Below are 18960 nucleotides of genomic sequence, written 5' to 3'. Positions count from 1 at the left end.
GGCTATTCCAGAGCCTTAGTTATAAGAGATAATAAAGGTGGTTTCACCAAGAAATGACCCCGCCTGAATATCAGCCAGGGATTTACCCGACGGCATGGCTAACCTGGCGCTCATATCATAATCAACCGTAGTAGAACCTGTTGCTGCTGAGACATTAATCTCCTGTGTGGTGGTGTCCGGCGTGTAGCAGTGGAACTGCGTTCCCTGACCTGCCGAGCTACCCGTCCATAGCTCCAGGGCCGTAGCCGTAGCGCCACCACTTGCAGCGGCTGTACTATTGGCAAAACCAGCCTGGTTTGAGTTGCCCCCTGCACAGCCATTGGCCCGCTTAACAATTTTCAGATTAGCCTTGCCGTTTGGCAAACCAGAACAATCAGAAAAACGTATTTTAAAAGCTTTGCCTGCATTACTTTGATAGTTCACTACCTGTGAAACTGGCACGTTACCCAGTGCGATAGTGTTGGTTTGAGTGGTACCGTCGTAGATAGCCGCAGTACAGGTACCTACTTCGATAGTACTTTTTACTTTGAGATCAAGGGTTGAGGTTCCGGCCCAGGCTGGAGAAGCAACTCCTGTGCTTAATAAACTACCAAAAACCATCCCGGCGAGTAATTTCCTGTTCATTATCATCATCCTTGTTAGTTATAGGTGAAGTTGAAGGTGGCGGTAGACTCAAACTCACCGGTAGACGTTGTACCACTGCTGTTAACGATGCGCAGGGCAACGGTCAAGGGTAAACCTGCCGACCTTTCATCAGAACTCCATGTGATAGTCGTGGCGTTATCCGGAGTAATAAAGTTATTACCGCTATCGCTCTGGCGTTTAAAACCCATGCCGATATTAGTTGCCGCAGTACTGTTTGACAGACTGTTGTTAATCAGGTTGCCAGTGCGTCCTGCGGAACTGGTGATTTTTGTGCTAATGGCAGAAATCCCGGGGCTGCAACTATCAGTTTTCAATGTAAAATTAGACTGCGCCGCAGGGTCTTCGCTAATGATTTTATCCAAAGAAACATTAGGTATAGTCAATGTATACTGACTATTACGCGTATTTTCCTTAACAGCCGGGCTGACGGCAGTATCAATAATAAAATTACAGGTGGTCTCAATCACCGTTGCGGTAAAATCAACATTAATTTCGGTAGGGGCCGCTGCCCCCTGGCTGGCTAGTGGTAATATCAGCCCCAATAATGGTGCGGTAAGTACAGATTTATTCCGTTTCATGATCTATTCCATCTTAGTTACGGTTGGAGATACGGCAGATGACATTACTCAACACCAATGTCTGACTCCCCGGTAGAGTGGCTGGCTGAGCCGGGAATTGATAGGCTGCGCGACAGGACTGCGGCCGACCCTCTTCATACCAACGAACGATGAGTTCACCAGCATCGTTAATACCACGCACAAATGCCTGACCATCCTGGCCCATATTGCCAATTGGCGCATCACCTTCATAAACCTCAGCAGCAAACGGCAATGTCTTATTATCGCTGCGGCTCATATTTATGATGGCTGAACGCCCCTGGTCGGTTTCGAAGTTGGCGAAGAGAATCGCGCCATCGCGCGGTACGGCAATGGTACTGGTACTTTTCAGTTCCACGTCACCATCCATGTCCTCAATATCCAGTGAAATGGTATTTTCACGGTATGGTGACAGCGAAGAGGTTACACCGTAGCCCCAACGGTCTACGCTACTGCCGCTACTGTTAATACGTGCACCTTTGGCCCCTGGCGCTTTCACCAGCACTATGGTGTCGCTGGAGCTAAAACTGTCATTACTGAAGGTCAGACCACCGCTATGCAGCACAAAACCACCATCTGTACTCAGTGAATATTGTCGACTCTTATCAGTATCAAATGAGCTGGATGCAGACCAACTGCCCCATTGTGAATCATAGCTGGCATAACCGCCTACTGAGGCAAGATCGCTACCGGTCTTATTCATCGTATAACCGGTGTTAACACTGTAATTCAGCAAATTATCTTCGCTATTACCGCTTGAGTTCATATTCACCATATGGGTGCCGTTAAAATCAGTATTAATATTGGCGTTAAGGCTGGTAAAACCTGAACGGCGGTAAGTACCACCAAAAAGATTACTCAATGGAATGCTAAAGTTAATATACATCGCATCGTCTTTATCACCATATTCGTTCCATGTACGCTGAACGGTAATACCCGCACTCCCCCAACTGAACCCTTTGCTATAGCCGACGTTGTACTCACTGCGACTATGCTCACCCGCCCAATAATCACTCCAGGATCCGGAAAGATAGAATGAACCGTAATCCTCTTTCTCAAATTGCAACGGCTGGCTGATACTGACGGTAAACTGATTTTTGAGTCGCTCGTAAGTATTCATTTTCGTACTCACCACGCCATGTGCCGCATCATCAATCAGGCGTTGTGCATCGCTCAGCCCAAGATATTTTCGGGTAGAATAGCGATAAGCAGCAACGTTGATCGAGGTCTCTGTCGGCTCCAGCAGTTTGTTCCACGTCAGGCGGTAACTCTGTCCGGCATAAGACTCATCATCGGTGATTTCCGCCTGCGATTGGGTGACATCCACTGCAATGGCGCCAAATGGTGTGTTAATCCCCACACCTAATAACCCAGCTGAGTAATCATTATCGGTGACTTGCAGGCCTGCATAACCAGTCACATAGTTGTTGATACCGTAGTAAAACGATCCCTGAATCAAATTAGGTTCATGACGCAGGCTGTCGTCTTTCATCTGCCCAATACTAAAATCCCAGCGGGCGACGCCAGGTCGCTGCATCTGCATCACTGAAGAAAACGGCTGGCTAAAGGTTCGCCTGGAGCCGTCAGCCTCTTCAATAGTAACGATCAAATCGCTACCGAAACCGGATGGGCTAAGATCGTCAATGATAAAGGCTCCTGGCGGTACGGTAGTTTCATAGATTTTGTACCCCCCCTGGGTAATAGTGACCCTGGCGTTGCTGTTAGCAACTCCTCGAATAATAGGCGCATAGCTAGCCTGCGAGGATGGCAACATTCGGCTGTCACTATAGAGGCGAGCACCGCGAATATTAACCGAGTCAAAGGTTTCGCCCGTCGTATAGGCCTCACCCATAATGAGCTGAGATCGCAATGCGGTAATATCACGCTGAACGTAGCGGTTCTGAAAATCGAGGTTACTACCACCATTTTTGGCCCAGTTATAGTTACCGGTGGCACGAAAGCGCCAACCCGCAAGGTTAACACCGCTGTTAAATGCACCATAAAAGGTGTCATTATTTCCATTGTCATATTCACTGTGATAGGCATTGAGTGAATAAGATAAAGTGGCGGCATTAATCCCATTGTCCCACAATGAAGGGTCGACATAACCTTGATAGCTACGATTCTGCCAGGCTTGCGGTACAGTAATGTATAAACGTTGATCGCTGCTATCGTAGCTAATATTCGAATTGTCTATTAGCGTTGTCAGATTCAGGCAATCGCTATTTTCATCCTCTTTCTTTAGCAAAATATCGCTATTTTTTATCTTCTCAGGCTGATTAATATGCAACTGCGCAAGATTTTTTTTGCTGATACAGGCTTCAGCATCATTTTTTCCGACATCAATAAACGGAATTTCCAGATTAGTTGTGATTTTATCATTAACAAAAACGCTGACATTGTATACCCCCGGCGGTGTAGGGTTACCGTCGGCATAGCGGCTAATATCAATAGACGACTTACCATCACCCATTAGAAAAGTTTCATCAAACTCAATGCTTTCCGCAGCATAGCCCCTATTAACAGCACACAATGCCAGGCAGATAGCAATGGTAGTGCGCGATAAGGGATGAGGGCAATTGATAAAGGTGTACAACGTTATAATCCTTCTTATTTTTATTGTAGAGAGGCTGTAGCGTTGATAATTCCGCCAAAATCATTGATAAAACTGTAGTTAATTTTGCCACTGCTGATCGTAGTCGCGGTTTTGAGAGTAAAACTGGTCTCAGTTAGCGGAGCAGCCATTTGACCGTCGACGATATATTTTTTACCAGTCGACTCCAGTTCAATACTATTAAACGAGACAAAATAGGGCGTTGGATTATTAACGGTCACAACGGACTTGCCCTGTTCATGCTTCATTCTCCAGGTTAACTTTGCCGGAGCCTCACCCGCCAGATCGCCCAATCCTTGAGGGCGGTAAAACAGTTTAATGCGCGTGCGAAACGCTAACTGCAGCGTGTTCTGCGCAGCTGAATTCTCATTTTTATTAGCTTTTGGCGGCACTTCCAGTACGTTGAACCAGAATACACTTTCCCGGTCACTGGGAAGAGTTTGACTACCGGTATACATAATTTTTATCGTCTGGCCTTTTTTGGGATCGATACGAGAAACCGGCGGAGTGGCGTTAAATGGTACCTTAATTGCACCAGGTTCCGTATTATCATTACCGGTATCCAACCAAGTTTGTACCAGCAATGGCCGCGAGCCTTTATTCTCCAGGCGCACGTTAACATCTTTTTGTGCGCCACGATAAACGATACGCGTACCTGAAATAACAATATCAGCCCAGGCGACATTACTTAGTAACGTGCCGGTAAGCGTGATGACCGTAAATGCAGTTCTCAGATGACATAACATAAGCATTCCTTGCGTGCTTAAATATCGCCATTAATCCATCGCGGTATGGGCAGGATATTTTATTGATAATAAGCGTACCGAAAAATATCGGCACGCATGCTCGCATGACAATTCGCTAAATAATCTTCACGGGTAGGTGTAGATTAATTATAAACGATAGAGTAAATAGAGTTAGTGGTGACCGCGCCGGAGGTCACTGCATCGCTGGTGACACCAGGAGCCATAACGTAGGAAGCGCGCAGATTATAGGTACCGGCGCGGGTAGTATCATCCAGTGCCAGTTCGTGTTTGTCAGAGTGGTTAACCATATTCACCAGAGTCAGACCGCCGGCAGCTTCAACTTCGTGTACTGCGATACTTACGCCATTGGCCATTTTAATGCCTGAGCCCAGGGTAATATTGGTATTGTTAGCCAGAGTACCGTCGCTGTTGGCGAAGTCTGCAGAACTCATATACAGAGCTACGTTTTTCAGATCAGCATCAGCGCCAGTGCAGTCCACGGTGATAGAGAAATCTTTAGGATTCAAACCAGTGGTGTTTTGTGCAACGGTTGCGGCAGCTTTCATATCTGCCAGAGTGACGGTTTTCAGTGTAACAGTACCGTCAGAACCGATACTGGTTTTACCGCCGTCAACAACTTTAGCGATACAGGTCGCTGGATCGACCTGGCCATTGAACGTGATCTGGCCAGCTGCTACTGGATCGGCAGCCATTGCAGAACCCGCGCCCATCGCCATAACCATAACTGCTAACGATAATGTTTTTTTCATTATTACATACATCCTTAATGTGAATAAAAATTGTCATCTATGATTAAATGAGGGCGCAGTATGAGCGAGGGAAATATAATATGTAAAATAAAACACATGTATTATCATTTAGAAACAATTCACGTTAACTATAAATAAGGATATCCGTATAAAATATATTGAAAATAAATATATGTATGATTAAATATTATACTTTTAGGTATAAAATTAGTTCATTCAAATCATGTAGCTGATTACAAGAATAATTTTTTTATATTTTCTTAAAAGTGAAATTAAAAAAACTAAATAGATTTATTTATTTCATAAAATAATATTAAAAAGAAATAAATGTCAATGACTGCATTATGGTGTATTACCAAGAACGCTATTGTTGTGTCCGCTCATTCATTGAGCGCTGATGGCAAAAATCGCCGGGAGCATGTTTTACCAGCTCACGTAATAACGTGCAGATATGCTTAAAAGGCCAGCGACGGGTTCGTCCGGCAGGTAATGATTTCAGTCCTGCAACACTCGACTGCGTGAACCAGTTAATCCAGCGTCCGACGGAGGAACTGGCACAGCAGAGCGTTCTGGCAACATCGCTGACGCGGTCACCCTGATGCAACATCAGCATGGCCGTCAGCCTGCGGATGCGTTTTATGGATTACTTACTGCATCAGGCGTCGTTCGTCACGGGGAATGGGTGCTATGATCGGCATCGCTTAGTCCGGTTGGTGATTTGTTTTGATTTGGCGATTGATCAGATCGCACCATCCGGACTGGGTTCCCTCAAAGGGATTTACTATTCCGCGTAGCTATTTAGAAAAAATTTTTGATGCAAACATAGGAAACAGAATGGCTGCGCTCAGTAATCTGTTCTACCGCTTTAATTTTAAACGCTTCGGGATAACATTTACCGCTCATGGGCTCCTCTCTTTAAGTCATCTTAAATGACTCAGCGGTGTCTGTTAAACCTGTGGCGATTCCCTCCTCCGTTTTATCCAGACGAAATTATCCTGATAATGCGCTGTAGCGGCTGAATGACTTAATATCACATCAACCTAAACACTGAATAGTTTCTCAATTACCTGATTTTTCATTGTTATCTATTAGATACTGCAAGCATTTTATCTTTATACCCTTTCTCTCCCATACGTCCTGTTTATTCATAACCCCTCCCATTATTATATTTCAGCAGTAAAATATCCGTATACATTCTTATACCATGTGCTCATATTACTCCACATAATCGTGCTATTCACATTTAGAGATCACGTCATCGATCTGCTGACGAAGGAATCTCTATGCGTAAAGCCCGTCTCACTGAGCATCAGAACATCGCCGTAATTAAGTTGGTCGAAGCTGGACGAACGCTTAAAGATATCTGCCAGGAGGCGGATATTTGTGAAGTGACTGACAACATCTATGGACATTAGGTTTGACCACATCCTGTTTCTCACTAATGTGCTCCGGGAAAGAGTTTTCATCAGATGAGCAATTGAAAAAAGAAGCCAGAAGCTGAAGTTGCTTCGACCGATAAGTCTGTCGGTTGCTCAGACTGTCACGATCAGAATTAAGTCAGAGCAACTTATTGGCAAGGTATGACTCCCAGCGTTAAGTTACAAGATTTTCTCATGGCATTAGCATTACACCTCCTTAAAGTTTACATGCGTCTCTATAAAAGAGTCTTAAATTTGTATATAAGAAGTTGATGAGAGCACAAATGTCACCATTAAGTCATTGAATAACAATGCAATAAAAGAAAAAATCTTAAATTAGGTTTTAATAATAAGAATTCATTACAGGTTTACAGGAATTACTTTTATATTTCATCACATCACCCCGATAGTGACGAGGACAGCAGACAGATGGTATTGAGAACCGTTATTTATCACCCTCATGATTTAGCAAATAGTGCTGTTTTAAGATTTTTTCTGATATTGGAGATTATGTATAAAAATCCCAATGGGTGAAATACAAATCCGAAATGATGTATTACGACTGTCGGATCTGTCATGGTTTTTTAAAGCTATATTTTAGTGCTTTCCAGGAGTTTATGACACTGACAATATTTCGCGACCTTTGACAGCCGTAGCACGATATATTATCTGGATTGACACATTTATTTACCAATGAAATATTAATAGAAACATCGACGGGAGTCGTTCAGGATGATGAGAAAGCCTTCACAAATTGTCCATTGCATTAGTTGCGATTTATCCTGTCAATTATTCCCTGACAGCGCAGTACGGGTGCAATACTGTCATAATGCGGCATTTTCCATCTGGCCAGATGGTAATGCTTTCCTGAAAAAAGGGTTTATTGAAAAGTTATTGCTTGATAGACACAACCATTTATCCAGCGGTTTTATCTTTGTTGATTTTTCTTTCCCGAATCTTCGACGATTTACCGATTTGCAATGGGCTGACAGTCTGGCAGACAGTGGCATGCATATTGTCCTGATTTCTGACAGAAGTTTAACTCCGCTGGCCAATTACTGGATTTTGAAAAGCAATAAAATACAAGGAATTATTTATTCCGATGACGATGATATTGTGCAACAGCAAAAGATGCACCGCTTGTTTACCGGTCGGCTCGCCAACAGTAAACGTGGACGAACGCTTAACTATACGGAATTTATATTACTGAAGCGCTTTGTATCAGGAATAAGTATTCAGCAGATTGTAAATATTGACAATATTGATATTAAGAAACTTTATGTGCATAAGCTGCGGCTTGAAAATAAGCTAGGGCATAGCATTCACAAAATAATATCAAATATTTTATAGATCCGTTTCCATTTTTATTATTTCCATATTATTGCGATGTGGAAGACGCTTTACGCCATAATGCAGGAGGCAGAATGCCAACTCCCCAAAATTACTCATTCATCGCCATAGCGGTATCAGCAGCGTTAGCCTCTATGGTATTTCCCTCCCAGGCGGCCTGGGTTGACGTTGATAGTCTGCCATCCAGTGGGCTGGTCAGCCAGTTGCCGCCGGAATTACAGGCTATTATTCCCGCTCAGGCCAGTACCGGTTTCACCAAAGTCGGTACTATGCCCAACTACGTTTATCAGTGGAACACCGGCACCATCCCGGTTTATGGCAATGGCCTCACGCTTAATGGGCCGGGTGCGGAGGCGTTTGAACACACTGTCACGGTTATTCAAAACAGCGGGACGGGAAGTCCGGGCGTGATTTTTGGCAACGACCTGACCATTCGGACGCAGTCGGCGAATGCCGCGAATAATGGTAGAGACGTCGATGGCATCCGTACTCACGGCGCAAATACTCCGGATAACCCGGTATTTATTATTACCGGTGACCGTACCAACATCTACGTGGATGGTCAGGATGGTGACGGTATTAACGCCGGATATAACTCACTGGGCCAGGGTTGGACCGGATCGGCCAATATTTACGTCGGCGACGATCTGTATATCAAAACAACAGGTAGCCAGGGACGTGGAATTACAGCCAACGCCATGCGGGATGCGTCACGTGCCAAAAATACGATTGTCGTCGGCAATCGTGCACATATTGTTACTACCGGCGACAGTTCGGAGGGGCTGCGTACCGGACAAAGCGGTTCGTTGATTCGTCTGGGTGACGATGCAACCATCGAAACCTCCGGCGCATCCTCAACGGGGATTTACGCAGCATCCTCCTCCAGAACCGAGCTTGGCAACAACGCTACTATTACGGTGAACGGTGCCAGCGCACACGCGGTATATGCAACTAACGCTACCGTTAATTTGGGAGAGAATGCCACTATTAGCGTTAACAGCGCCAGTAAGGCTGCATCCTATAGTAAAGCCCCTGCCGGTTTATACGCCCTCTCCCGAGGCGCCATTAATCTGGCAGGCGGTGCGGCTATTACTATGGCGGGCGATAACAGTAGCGAAAGTTACGCCATCAGCACGGAAACTGGCGGCATTGTTGACGGTTCTTCAGGAGGTCGTTTCGTCATCGACGGTGATATTCGTGCTGCTGGCGCCACCGCTGCCAGCGGTACGCTACCGCAGCAGAACAGTACGATTAAGCTCAATATGACGGACAACTCGCGATGGGACGGGGCGTCGTACATCACCAGCGCTACGGCGGGCACAGGCGTTATCTCTGTACAAATGAGCGATGCGACCTGGAATATGACCAGCAGCTCAACGCTCACTGACCTGACGCTGAATAGTGGCGCAACCATTAACTTCAGCCATGAAGATGGCGAGCCATGGCAAACGCTCACCATCAATGAAGATTATGTAGGCAACGGCGGTAAGCTGGTCTTTAATACTGTGCTCAACGATGATGATTCCGAAACGGACAGGCTGCAGGTTCTCGGCAATACTTCAGGCAACACATTTGTTGCAGTAAATAATATTGGAGGAGCCGGGGCGCAAACCATTGAAGGTATTGAAATTGTTAACGTTGCTGGTAATTCTAACGGTACTTTCGAAAAAGCAAGCCGTATTGTTGCCGGAGCCTATGACTACAACGTGGTGCAGAAAGGTAAAAACTGGTATCTGACCAGCTACATTGAGCCGGACGAACCGATTATTCCTGATCCGGTAGACCCTGTTATCCCTGACCCTGTCGTTCCCGATCCGGTGGACCCTGATCCAGTAGACCCGGTTATCCCTGACCCTGTTATTCCCGATCCGGTGGACCCTGATCCTGTAGACCCTGAGCCAGTAGACCCGGTCATCCCTGATCCGACAATTCCTGACATAGGGCAATCTGACACACCGCCGATAACAGAACATCAGTTCCGTCCGGAAGTGGGCAGCTATCTTGCCAACAACTATGCGGCAAATACGCTGTTCATGACGCGTCTCCATGACCGTCTGGGTGAAACCCAGTACACCGACATGCTGACGGGTGAGAAGAAGGTCACCAGCCTGTGGATGCGTAACGTCGGCGCCCATACTCGCTTCAACGATGGCAGCGGGCAGCTAAAAACCCGCATCAACAGCTATGTGTTACAAGTGGGAGGCGATCTGGCACAGTGGAGCACTGACGGTCTTGACCGTTGGCATATTGGTGCAATGGCAGGTTATGCCAACAGCCAGAACCGCACGCTGTCGTCCGTGAGTGACTATCATTCCCGTGGTCAAGTCACCGGTTACAGCGTCGGCCTTTACGGCACCTGGTATGCTAACAATATCGATCGGTCTGGGGCTTATGTGGATACCTGGATGCTGTACAACTGGTTTGATAACAAGGTCATGGGTCAGGATCAGGCCGCTGAGAAATATAAATCCAAAGGAATTACCGCCTCGGTTGAAGCCGGTTACAGCTTCAGGTTAGGTGAAAGCGCGCATCAAAGCTACTGGTTGCAGCCCAAAGCGCAGGTGGTATGGATGGGCGTGCAGGCTGACGACAATCGCGAAGCCAATGGTACCCTCGTCAAGGATGATACCGCCGGTAATCTGCTAACCCGCATGGGCGTAAAAGCCTATATTAACGGCCACAATGCTATTGATGACAATAAATCTCGAGAGTTCCAGCCGTTCGTGGAGGCGAACTGGATCCATAATACGCAGCCTGCCAGCGTGAAGATGGACGATGTCAGCAGCGATATGCGTGGTACAAAAAATATTGGTGAACTGAAAGTGGGTATTGAAGGGCAAATTACCCCGCGCCTGAACGTATGGGGTAACGTGGCGCAGCAGATAGGTGACCAGGGCTATAGTAATACCCAAGGCCTACTGGGGGTTAAATACAGTTTTTGATTCAGGTAACAACAGAGCCGCTGATCTTCAGCGGCTTTTACCCGGAAACGCTTTCATTTGGCTGATAGGTTTCATGAACGGCTCCAAAAAAGCTTAATGTGTACAGAAAAATATCGGGCGTTTCCCGATGGTGAACATAAAGCCACGATGGCCCTGAGTCAGGATGGTGTAACTGATACTTTTCCCTGGATAGACATAAAAATCGGGTAAAACCGTCTCGATAACCGCATCGGACAGTGTTTCGTCACGCGTGACTTTGTTGATATCCGTCGATATAAAATGGGTGCTGTCTTTATTTTCACTCCATACATAGGAAACATCACGGCGGATCACGCCGCTCATTTTATTATCGACGTAATACGTTCCGCTGATGGAAACCACCCCAGTGCGTTTTTTCAGCGAATACATAAAGTCCAGCGTCAGGTTAGCCTGAGTGTTGTTATAAAACACAATCACAGGCGCCGTACATTTCTCTGGATCCCGGTTCTTTTCCGTATATAAATGAAAAAGATGCCCAAGCCCTACACCCAGAAACAGTAGCGTCAGGCAGGCTAACATCAGTGCCTTTTTACCCATGTGTCACCCCGCGGAAAAAAAGCGTCACGCAGCCTGTATCACCGCGCGTTTTATAAGGTTGCTGACAAATCAATGCCGTAACCGCTGGGGTGCGACTGCTGGAAGGGAAATAGACCCATGGGTATTTCTGACAATCCATACCGGTTTTTAGAATCATTGACTTATAGCTTGCAAAGCGGCTGCCGCTTTCGATATCTTCATTTCGCGAGAAAAAATGACAGCCCTGAGTTGTTTCAACCAGCGTGTAGCGATCGTAAAAATCCTTATCGGGAACGGTTTGCCAGCTGATAGTGCCAAGCAAATACCGACAGCAAATGTCCCGGTCATCCAAAGTACAGGTACATAATGTTTAAACCAACGCCCTGACGTACGCGGCGGCGTCTCACCCTTTTTTTCTATTGTCTGAGCGAAGTCTTTGCGGATGGTCATGAGGCTCACGCCAGGCTCAATCTGAAAGCCTCTACGCGGAACCGTGATTATCAGCGTATCTTCATTTTCGCCAACGGTACGTAATCCGCGGCGAATAATGGAGATATTCTGATAAAGCGTATTTGCCGACACCACCATGCCGTCTTCTTCCCACACTTTTTGAAAGAATGTTTGTTGTGAGACGACGGAGGGGGCGTTTTCCAGCAGAAGGCGCAAGCAGCGGCTGGCGGGCGTTGTCAGAATAATGTTGAGATCTGGCCTCGATAATGACGCCAGGCGATTCATTTCTGGATTAAATTCAATATTATCGTTAATTATCCATAACATCGCATTGTTACCATGCCAAAACATAACGTAGTTGGAGAGGGTTAATAGACACCACTGAGTATAGTCTGATGCTGTGGCTGCGTAGCAGGACATGGATTGTCCCCTGCACATACCGATCATATAGAAGAGCGAGAGGCATAAGACATTAACAGGTAAGCGTAGACACCGCTTTTCTCATTATAGCAGACTCAGGAGTGAAAGTACGTTTGGTTTTCTTGTTCATTAAGTCTCCTGTTTTGTATTGAGGTGAGAATATCACCTTTAATCAAGTGGCCAAATTTACTGTGCCACTACGCTTTAATATCTCATAGATAAATCATGAGAAAAAATATCCTGATAATCTACCCCACATGAAAGACAAGGTTTTATTCAATGTGTTCCTATAATGGCTTGTAATATCCCAAAAAGCAGCACTCGTTATATAGGGATGGTTTCCAATTTATTAAGAGTTACAGTAGCCATACTTAATAAAAGCACGCGTCCCACTTAATATTTAAGCTGTGCTTTATGTTATTTAAATATAAATAAGTTAATCCTTAACCCACATATTTCAAATTTATACCAAATAATTTTAAAACTATCTATCAGAAACAATTTGCAGGGACATAGTTTGCTTTTTCAATCAATAATCCTCTCTGACATGTAAAATAGAAACATTTATTCATAATATGAATATTGTTGTGATAACAAATTCGCGTGAAAGTAAATCGACTGAAGGTGATGCCGATGAATATTCCTTCAGAAAGAACTCAACAGGGTAATCCAGAATCGGCAACGGATTACTGTCATCAGCTTAAAAACGGAAATCGCCCCGGCGATTAATGACTTTAACACTGATAGTGACTATCAGTGAAAGGCAACAACAAGGAATGAATTATGTCTACACCCGCGAATTTTAACGGTCAACGCCCTGCCATTGATGCTAACGACGCAGTAATGCTGCTGATTGATCACCAAAGTGGCCTGTTTCAGACCGTCGGCGACATGCCGATGCCGGAATTACGCGCGCGCGCCGCGGCGCTGGCTAAGATCGCTACCTTATGCAATATGCCGGTCATTACTACCGCATCCGTACCACAGGGACCGAATGGTCCGCTGATTCCGGAAATCCATGCGAATGCGCCCCACGCGCAATATGTCGCGCGTAAAGGGGAAATTAATGCCTGGGATAATGCCGATTTTGTACAAGCGGTAAAAGCGACAGGCCGTAAAACGCTGATCATCGCCGGTACTATTACCAGTGTCTGCATGGCTTTTCCAGCCATCAGCGCCGTCGCGGAAGGGTACAAGGTATTTGCGGTAATTGATGCCTCCGGCACGTACAGTAAAATGGCGCAGGAAATTACGATGGCCCGCGTGGTGCAGGCGGGCGTAGTACCAATGGATACCGCGGCGGTAGCCTCTGAGCTGCAACGTACCTGGAATAGGGAAGATGCCGCAGAATGGGCGGATGTATATACCAAAATATTCCCGGCCTATCAGCTACTGATTGAAAGTTATACCAAAGCGCAGGAAGTAGTAAAAAATAATGAACTGCTGGATTCTCAACGCGCATAAATAACGCCCTGAAGCGGCTAAATAGCCCCATTTAATGGGGCTATTTTACTTGCCATTTTGGACCTGGGCAGTGCTCGCCAAAACGCGTTAGCGTTTTGAACGCCGCTTGCGGCGGCCCGAAGGGCGAGCGTAGCGAGTCAAACCTCACGTACTACGTGTACTCTCCGGTTTTTGCGCGCTGTCCGTGTCCAAACTGGCTGCGCCAATAACGCCTGGTGGGATAGGCTCTTAATCAAATACGCCATTAATAATCGCCGTGACCACCGCGGTACTGAGCGCGATCAGCACCAGATTATCCCCAACGATTTTCCACTCATAGCCCGGATAATAAGGTAATTGTCCCAGCATAGACGCTGGCACCGTTTTTTTAGCGATTCCCGGCGGTAGCGGTTTTCCTCTCGCCAGATTTTTCGCAATCCCCGGAGGTAAAGACTGATAACCCGTCAGCCCTAAATTCACTGCCAGTTGCCTGGCGACAGCATAGCTAATGTCCGACTCGACGTGATCCGGTTTACCGCCATTTTTACGGTGTTCCGTTTTTTGCCCGGCATTTCCTTTATGTCCGTTACCGTTATTACCCTGATTAGCCGCGTTATTACCCTGATTAGCCGCGTTATTACCATGTCCGCCGCCATTGCCATTTCCCGGATTCGCCAGCACAGGCGTAGCGCTCAGGGAAAACGTAATCAACGTCGCCAGGACGGCGGTTAAACCACGACGATTATTCATGATATTGCCCTTCTGATGTGGGATACCATGAAAATAGCGCCCCGCCATAAAAAGAACAACTACATCGATTCTTATTTTAAGCGGGGCTCGCCAACAGCAGCTTATCGTATCCAGATAGTCAGTAAAATCAGGATGATTGCTATCAGGACAACCTGATAAAAAATTTTGTCCAACCCTCTTTTTTGCATGGCGTCACCTCGTTATAAAACGATTTGCCAGAGGGCTAAACACAACACCAACAGGCTAATCAGTAAAAATATCAGCGCGATGATTTTATCGGGTGAGCGATTCATCTGGGCGATCCTCAAACATCATTAAAACCACTGGCCAAAGCGTTTGATATAAAAGCGCTTCATGCCTTGCGCCACCAGACAGTAGCTCAATAATGTCGCCACCAACCACGGGAAGTAGCTCAGTGGCAGCGGCTCCAGTCCAACCATCGCGCCCAGAGGTGAGAATGGAATATAAATGCCTATCGCCATAATCAAGCCGGTCGTCAATAATACCGGCAACGTCGCCCGACTTTGGATAAACGGTATTTTCTGCGTCCTTAGCATATGCACGACCAGTGTCTGCGAGAGCAGCCCCTCAATAAACCAGCCGGACTGAAAGAGCGCCTGCGCCTCTACGTTATTAGCCGCAAAAACGTACCACATCAGCGCAAAGGTTGTGATATCGAAAATAGAAGACGTTGGGCCAATCCATAGCATAAAACGACCAATATTTTTCGCGTCCCATTTCCGCGGCTTACGCAGGAACTCTTTATCCATTTTGTCCCACGGCAACGACAACTGCGAAATATCGTACATCAAATTCTGGATCAACAGATGAATCGCCAGCATCGGCAGAAACGGAATAAACGCGCTGGCTACCAGTACCGAAAAAACATTGCCGAAATTAGAGCTGGCGGTCATATTCAGATATTTAATGATATTGCCAAAGGTTTCCCGCCCTTTGATAACGCCTTCCTCAAGCACCATGAGATCTTTTTCCAGCAGAATAATATCTGATGACTCTTTAGCAATATCGGCGGCGCTATCGACGGAAATTCCCACATCCGCATCACGAAGCGCGGGCGCGTCGTTGATCCCATCTCCAAGAAAACCAACGGTATGACCATTTTTCTGTAGCGCTTGCAAAATACGCGTTTTTTGTAACGGCGTCAGCCGGGCGAATACTGCGCGTTTCTCCACCTCAGGCGCCAGTTCGGCATCTGACATCGCCTCAACCTGGGTTCCGGTCAGGATATCGTGCGTATCAATACCCACTTCCAGACAGATACGCGCCGTCACAACCGGATTATCGCCGGTGAGGACTTTGACCGCCACGCCGTTATCCCGCAACGCGGCAATCGCTTTTCCGGCGCTTTCTTTCGGCGGATCGAGAAAAGTGAGCATCCCTTCGATGGTAAGTTCGGTCTCATCCTCCACACTTAATGTCGGATTGTTCCCGGAACCATCCAGCTTACGTGTCGCTATCAGCAATACACGGAATCCCTGCGCATTGTAATCTTCGGTTTTCGCCAGCAGTAGCTCGCGGCGTGTTTCCGTCAGCGCCACCACACGATCGCCTTCGCGAAGATGGGTGGCTACCATCATCATCTCTTCAACGGCGCCTTTGCAGATCAGGCATCTGTCTCCATGCTGCGCATCCTCCACCAGGACCGATACCCGGCGACGTACAAAGTCGAATGGCAGTTCATCGCGTTTAATGAAGCGCGCTTTTGTCGATGGTGCGATTCGACCCTCGCCAAAACGCAGTATGGCGCGATCCATCACATTCCGGGCGCCGCTCTGGCTGCTACTATTCAGCCAGGCCAGCATCAATACCCGGCCGCTTTTTACACCGCTCACATCCAGATGATGCTCCAGAAAAATATTGTCCTGGGTTAAGGTACCGGTTTTATCTGTACACAGCACATCCATCGCGCCGAAGTTTTGAATAGCGTTCAGGCGTTTGACGATCACTTTGCGCCGCGACATCGCAATCGCGCCTTTTGCCAGGTTGGAACTGACAATCATGGGCAACATTTCCGGCGTCAACCCCACCGCAACCGCCAGCGCGAACAGCGAAGCCTCTACCCAGTCTCCCTTACTGAAACCATTGATCAGCAGGACAACCGGCACCATGATCAGCATAAAGCGTATCAACAGCCAGCTCACGCTGTTGACTCCGCGATCGAAAGCCGTCTGGGTACGCGTACCCACAATGGATTTCGCCAGCGAGCCGAACCAGGTACGGCTTCCCGTCGCAACCACGACCGCTTGCGCTCTGCCGCTGGTTACATTGGTTCCCATCAGACAGATATTGCCCAAATCTAACAGGCTTTTATCTTTGTCAGGCAATTGCTCGCTGTCTTTACCTGCCACATCAGCCATAACATCGTATTTTTCTACGGGTAATGATTCACCACTAAGAATTGACTGACTGATAAAGAGATCGCGCGACGCCAGCAGTCGGACGTCGGCGGGCACCAGATCGCCTGCGGCCAGAAAAACCACATCGCCCGGCACCAGTTCTTCAATGGGAATCTCTTCCTGCACCGCGCCTATATTGCCCGGCCCACGACGCAACACCGTGGCGGTGGTGCGCACCATCTTTTTCAGCGCCTGTGCTGCTCTGTTAGTGCGAAACTCCTGCCAGAAACGCAATAACCCGCTCAAACTGACCATCGTCAGGATAATCAGCACGCCGGTGAGATCGGTCTCTTCACCACGGCGTAACGGGAGCCAGTAATCCGTGATGAAACTGACCCCTGCCAGTGCCATCAGAACGTAAATAAACGGGTTATTGAATGCCTGCAGAAGCTGAACCAGCACCGGAGGAACTTGCTCATGCGCCACTTCATTGCGCCCATACACTTTCAACCGTTCGCTGGCCTCCTCCGTCGTGAGGCCCTGACGATGGCTGTTCAGCCGCGCCAGTGTCTCCTCCGGGCTATGAAAAGCTTCCGCTTCGATCGGAAATACTTTTTTATGCTGCTTATCATTTTCTGACGCCGGGCGATTGAGTTTCCGGTTTTCAATGTTCATGTCAGTCATGATGAATCCCCAAAATTAAGGTGTAGTGTTTCCTGCATATCACGCCCAGGGAATAGTAAACTCACGATTTGAAGGTGAATGCCCCGGGAGAATTATCTATGCATAAAAAAGAGTTATTGCTTACTCACTATTTTGAGTGGGTTTTATTTTATCGACTCGGGAATATCCATCATTCCCTCCTTATACGCCTGGCGTAATGTTGCAATTGAATAAAAACTATTATTGACTATCAATGCTCCAGTGAATTGCGGTGATATTATCGTTATCACCTATTCTGGATATAATCAGTTCTCGCGTTTTACGATAATCAGCATGATCCACGAGCTCGGCACGAATTTCTTTATAGCCCTGTTCCTGAGCGGGGACCGAACCTAACCCTTGTAAACAGATCGCGGCCTCTTTTACGATATTCAGTAACCACTGACGAACCGCGCTCTCATCTTCTTTATTACAGGTTACTTTCAGGATATAACGTTTTTCTCCCTCGGCGGATACCGGGAGTTGATTTATACGCTGCGCCGCTTCACGCAATAAAATATTGGCACAAAGAATAATGATCGTCGCCGCCAGCGCATTTTTGAACTGCCCTAAGCCGCATAACACGCCGATGCCCGCCGAACACCATAGCGTTGCCGCAGTGTTCAGTCCGCGCACATTCATCCCTTCGCGCATGATGACGCCCGCCCCCAGAAAGCCAATACCAGAGACAATCTGCGCCGCAATTCTCCCGGGGCTGTCTGGCGATGTCGTCATGGAACTCAGAATAAAAACGGCGGCGCCTGTCGCCACCAGCGCATTAGTGCGTAATCCCGCCATACGTTGACGCCATTGTCTTTCCGCGCCAATCAGCGCGCCCAACAGCATAGCGGCCAGTAAATTCAAAATATAAGGAAACATTAACATACGTTCCTCCATTTTTTCTGGAAGAATAAGTACGTGCTATATTTAGCACACGACAAATTTCTGCCCTGAGGCAATTAGCGTCGTGTTGACGGCGGAGGAAATAAAGCGTGTTTAAACATGAACATGACGATTACCTCGCGACAATGCGCGTGTTGTAACATTATTGGGATGACAATCGTCACAAGGGGAGATTGCTGCCCACCGGTTCGGCAAGCAGCGCAGGAATAGCGTGCGTTAACTTGCCAGATGATTTACGTAAAAGTGACTGTCCAACATATTACTCCTGCATGAATTTGCGCTTATTATAGTCAGTCAAT

The 18960-nt window shown here is 47.0% G+C and carries 14 protein-coding genes and 3 pseudogenes; 4 read left to right on the top strand and 13 right to left on the bottom strand.

The window, feature by feature from the left end:
• Window positions 1-15 precede the first annotated feature (15 nt).
• The 6 genes and pseudogenes from ACH0WD_RS11350 to ACH0WD_RS11325 all read right to left on the bottom strand — a co-directional run.
• On the bottom strand, window positions 16-624 hold the full coding sequence (locus ACH0WD_RS11350) for a fimbrial protein (protein ID WP_001080417.1): 609 nt from the start codon (window positions 622-624) through the stop codon (window positions 16-18).
• Between the two features lie 14 nt (window positions 625-638).
• Complete coding sequence (locus ACH0WD_RS11345) at window positions 639-1223, bottom strand: fimbrial protein (RefSeq protein ID WP_000827922.1); 585 nt, start codon at window positions 1221-1223, stop codon at window positions 639-641.
• Window positions 1224-1236: 13 nt separating this feature from the next.
• Window positions 1237-3837 carry an outer membrane usher protein gene (locus tag ACH0WD_RS11340; RefSeq protein ID WP_001747525.1) on the bottom strand — a complete coding sequence of 867 codons (2601 nt, stop codon included), beginning with the start codon at window positions 3835-3837 and terminating at the stop codon, window positions 1237-1239.
• A gap of 20 nt (window positions 3838-3857) precedes the next feature.
• On the bottom strand, window positions 3858-4601 hold the full coding sequence (locus tag ACH0WD_RS11335) for a fimbrial chaperone (RefSeq protein ID WP_000882257.1): 744 nt from the start codon (window positions 4599-4601) through the stop codon (window positions 3858-3860).
• 143 nt (window positions 4602-4744) lie between these two features.
• Window positions 4745-5371: a fimbrial protein gene (locus tag ACH0WD_RS11330; protein WP_000753270.1), complete on the bottom strand. Its 627-nt coding sequence runs from the start codon at window positions 5369-5371 to the stop codon at window positions 4745-4747.
• 388 nt (window positions 5372-5759) lie between these two features.
• Window positions 5760-6015 (bottom strand): annotated as a pseudogene (locus ACH0WD_RS11325) (helix-turn-helix domain-containing protein); the annotation flags it as partial.
• Window positions 6016-6654: 639 nt separating this feature from the next.
• Between ACH0WD_RS11325 and ACH0WD_RS11320 the strand changes: the two are divergent.
• The 3 genes and pseudogenes from ACH0WD_RS11320 to misL all read left to right on the top strand — a co-directional run.
• Window positions 6655-6765, top strand: a pseudogene (locus ACH0WD_RS11320) (transposase); the annotation flags it as partial.
• Between the two features lie 756 nt (window positions 6766-7521).
• Window positions 7522-8139, top strand: a complete 618-nt coding sequence (locus tag ACH0WD_RS11315) for a helix-turn-helix transcriptional regulator (protein ID WP_000984806.1) — start codon at window positions 7522-7524, stop codon at window positions 8137-8139.
• A 74-nt stretch (window positions 8140-8213) separates the two neighbouring features.
• On the top strand, window positions 8214-11081 hold the full coding sequence (gene misL, locus ACH0WD_RS11310) for an intestinal colonization autotransporter adhesin MisL (RefSeq protein WP_001143046.1): 2868 nt from the start codon (window positions 8214-8216) through the stop codon (window positions 11079-11081).
• 93 nt (window positions 11082-11174) lie between these two features.
• Here the strand turns inward: misL and ACH0WD_RS11305 are convergent, their stop codons facing one another.
• Window positions 11175-11639 (bottom strand): hypothetical protein, encoded by a 465-nt coding sequence (locus tag ACH0WD_RS11305; protein WP_001521985.1) that lies wholly within the window; start codon window positions 11637-11639, stop codon window positions 11175-11177.
• A 10-nt stretch (window positions 11640-11649) separates the two neighbouring features.
• Window positions 11650-12506, bottom strand: a pseudogene (locus ACH0WD_RS11300) (transcriptional regulator).
• Window positions 12507-13289: 783 nt separating this feature from the next.
• On the opposite strand from ACH0WD_RS11300, the gene ACH0WD_RS11295 reads away from it, so the two are divergent.
• Window positions 13290-13970: an isochorismatase family protein gene (locus ACH0WD_RS11295; protein ID WP_000106461.1), complete on the top strand. Its 681-nt coding sequence runs from the start codon at window positions 13290-13292 to the stop codon at window positions 13968-13970.
• 228 nt (window positions 13971-14198) lie between these two features.
• On the opposite strand, the gene cigR is transcribed toward ACH0WD_RS11295, so the two are convergent.
• The 5 genes from cigR to ACH0WD_RS11270 all read right to left on the bottom strand — a co-directional run bounded on the left by cigR (window position 14199) and on the right by ACH0WD_RS11270 (window position 18655).
• Window positions 14199-14699: an anti-virulence regulatory inner membrane protein CigR gene (cigR, locus tag ACH0WD_RS11290; protein WP_001065321.1), complete on the bottom strand. Its 501-nt coding sequence runs from the start codon at window positions 14697-14699 to the stop codon at window positions 14199-14201.
• Window positions 14700-14800: 101 nt separating this feature from the next.
• Window positions 14801-14887, bottom strand: coding sequence for a magnesium transporter protection protein MgtU (gene mgtU, locus ACH0WD_RS11285; protein ID WP_252515021.1), 87 nt, complete (start codon window positions 14885-14887; stop codon window positions 14801-14803).
• Between the two features lie 12 nt (window positions 14888-14899).
• Window positions 14900-14992: a protein MgtR gene (gene mgtR / locus ACH0WD_RS11280; RefSeq protein ID WP_001082118.1), complete on the bottom strand. Its 93-nt coding sequence runs from the start codon at window positions 14990-14992 to the stop codon at window positions 14900-14902.
• 21 nt (window positions 14993-15013) lie between these two features.
• On the bottom strand, window positions 15014-17740 hold the full coding sequence (gene mgtA, locus ACH0WD_RS11275) for a magnesium-translocating P-type ATPase (protein WP_000131302.1): 2727 nt from the start codon (window positions 17738-17740) through the stop codon (window positions 15014-15016).
• 219 nt (window positions 17741-17959) lie between these two features.
• Window positions 17960-18655, bottom strand: a complete 696-nt coding sequence (locus ACH0WD_RS11270) for an MgtC family protein (RefSeq protein ID WP_000392698.1) — start codon at window positions 18653-18655, stop codon at window positions 17960-17962.
• Window positions 18656-18960 lie beyond the last annotated feature (305 nt).

It is taken from the genome of Salmonella sp. 2020_1395 (assembly GCF_043848115.1).
GTDB classification, from domain to species: domain Bacteria; phylum Pseudomonadota; class Gammaproteobacteria; order Enterobacterales; family Enterobacteriaceae; genus Salmonella; species Salmonella enterica.
The sequence above is the reverse complement of the archived record's forward strand: the minus strand, read 5'-3'. Positions and strand labels throughout refer to the sequence as shown.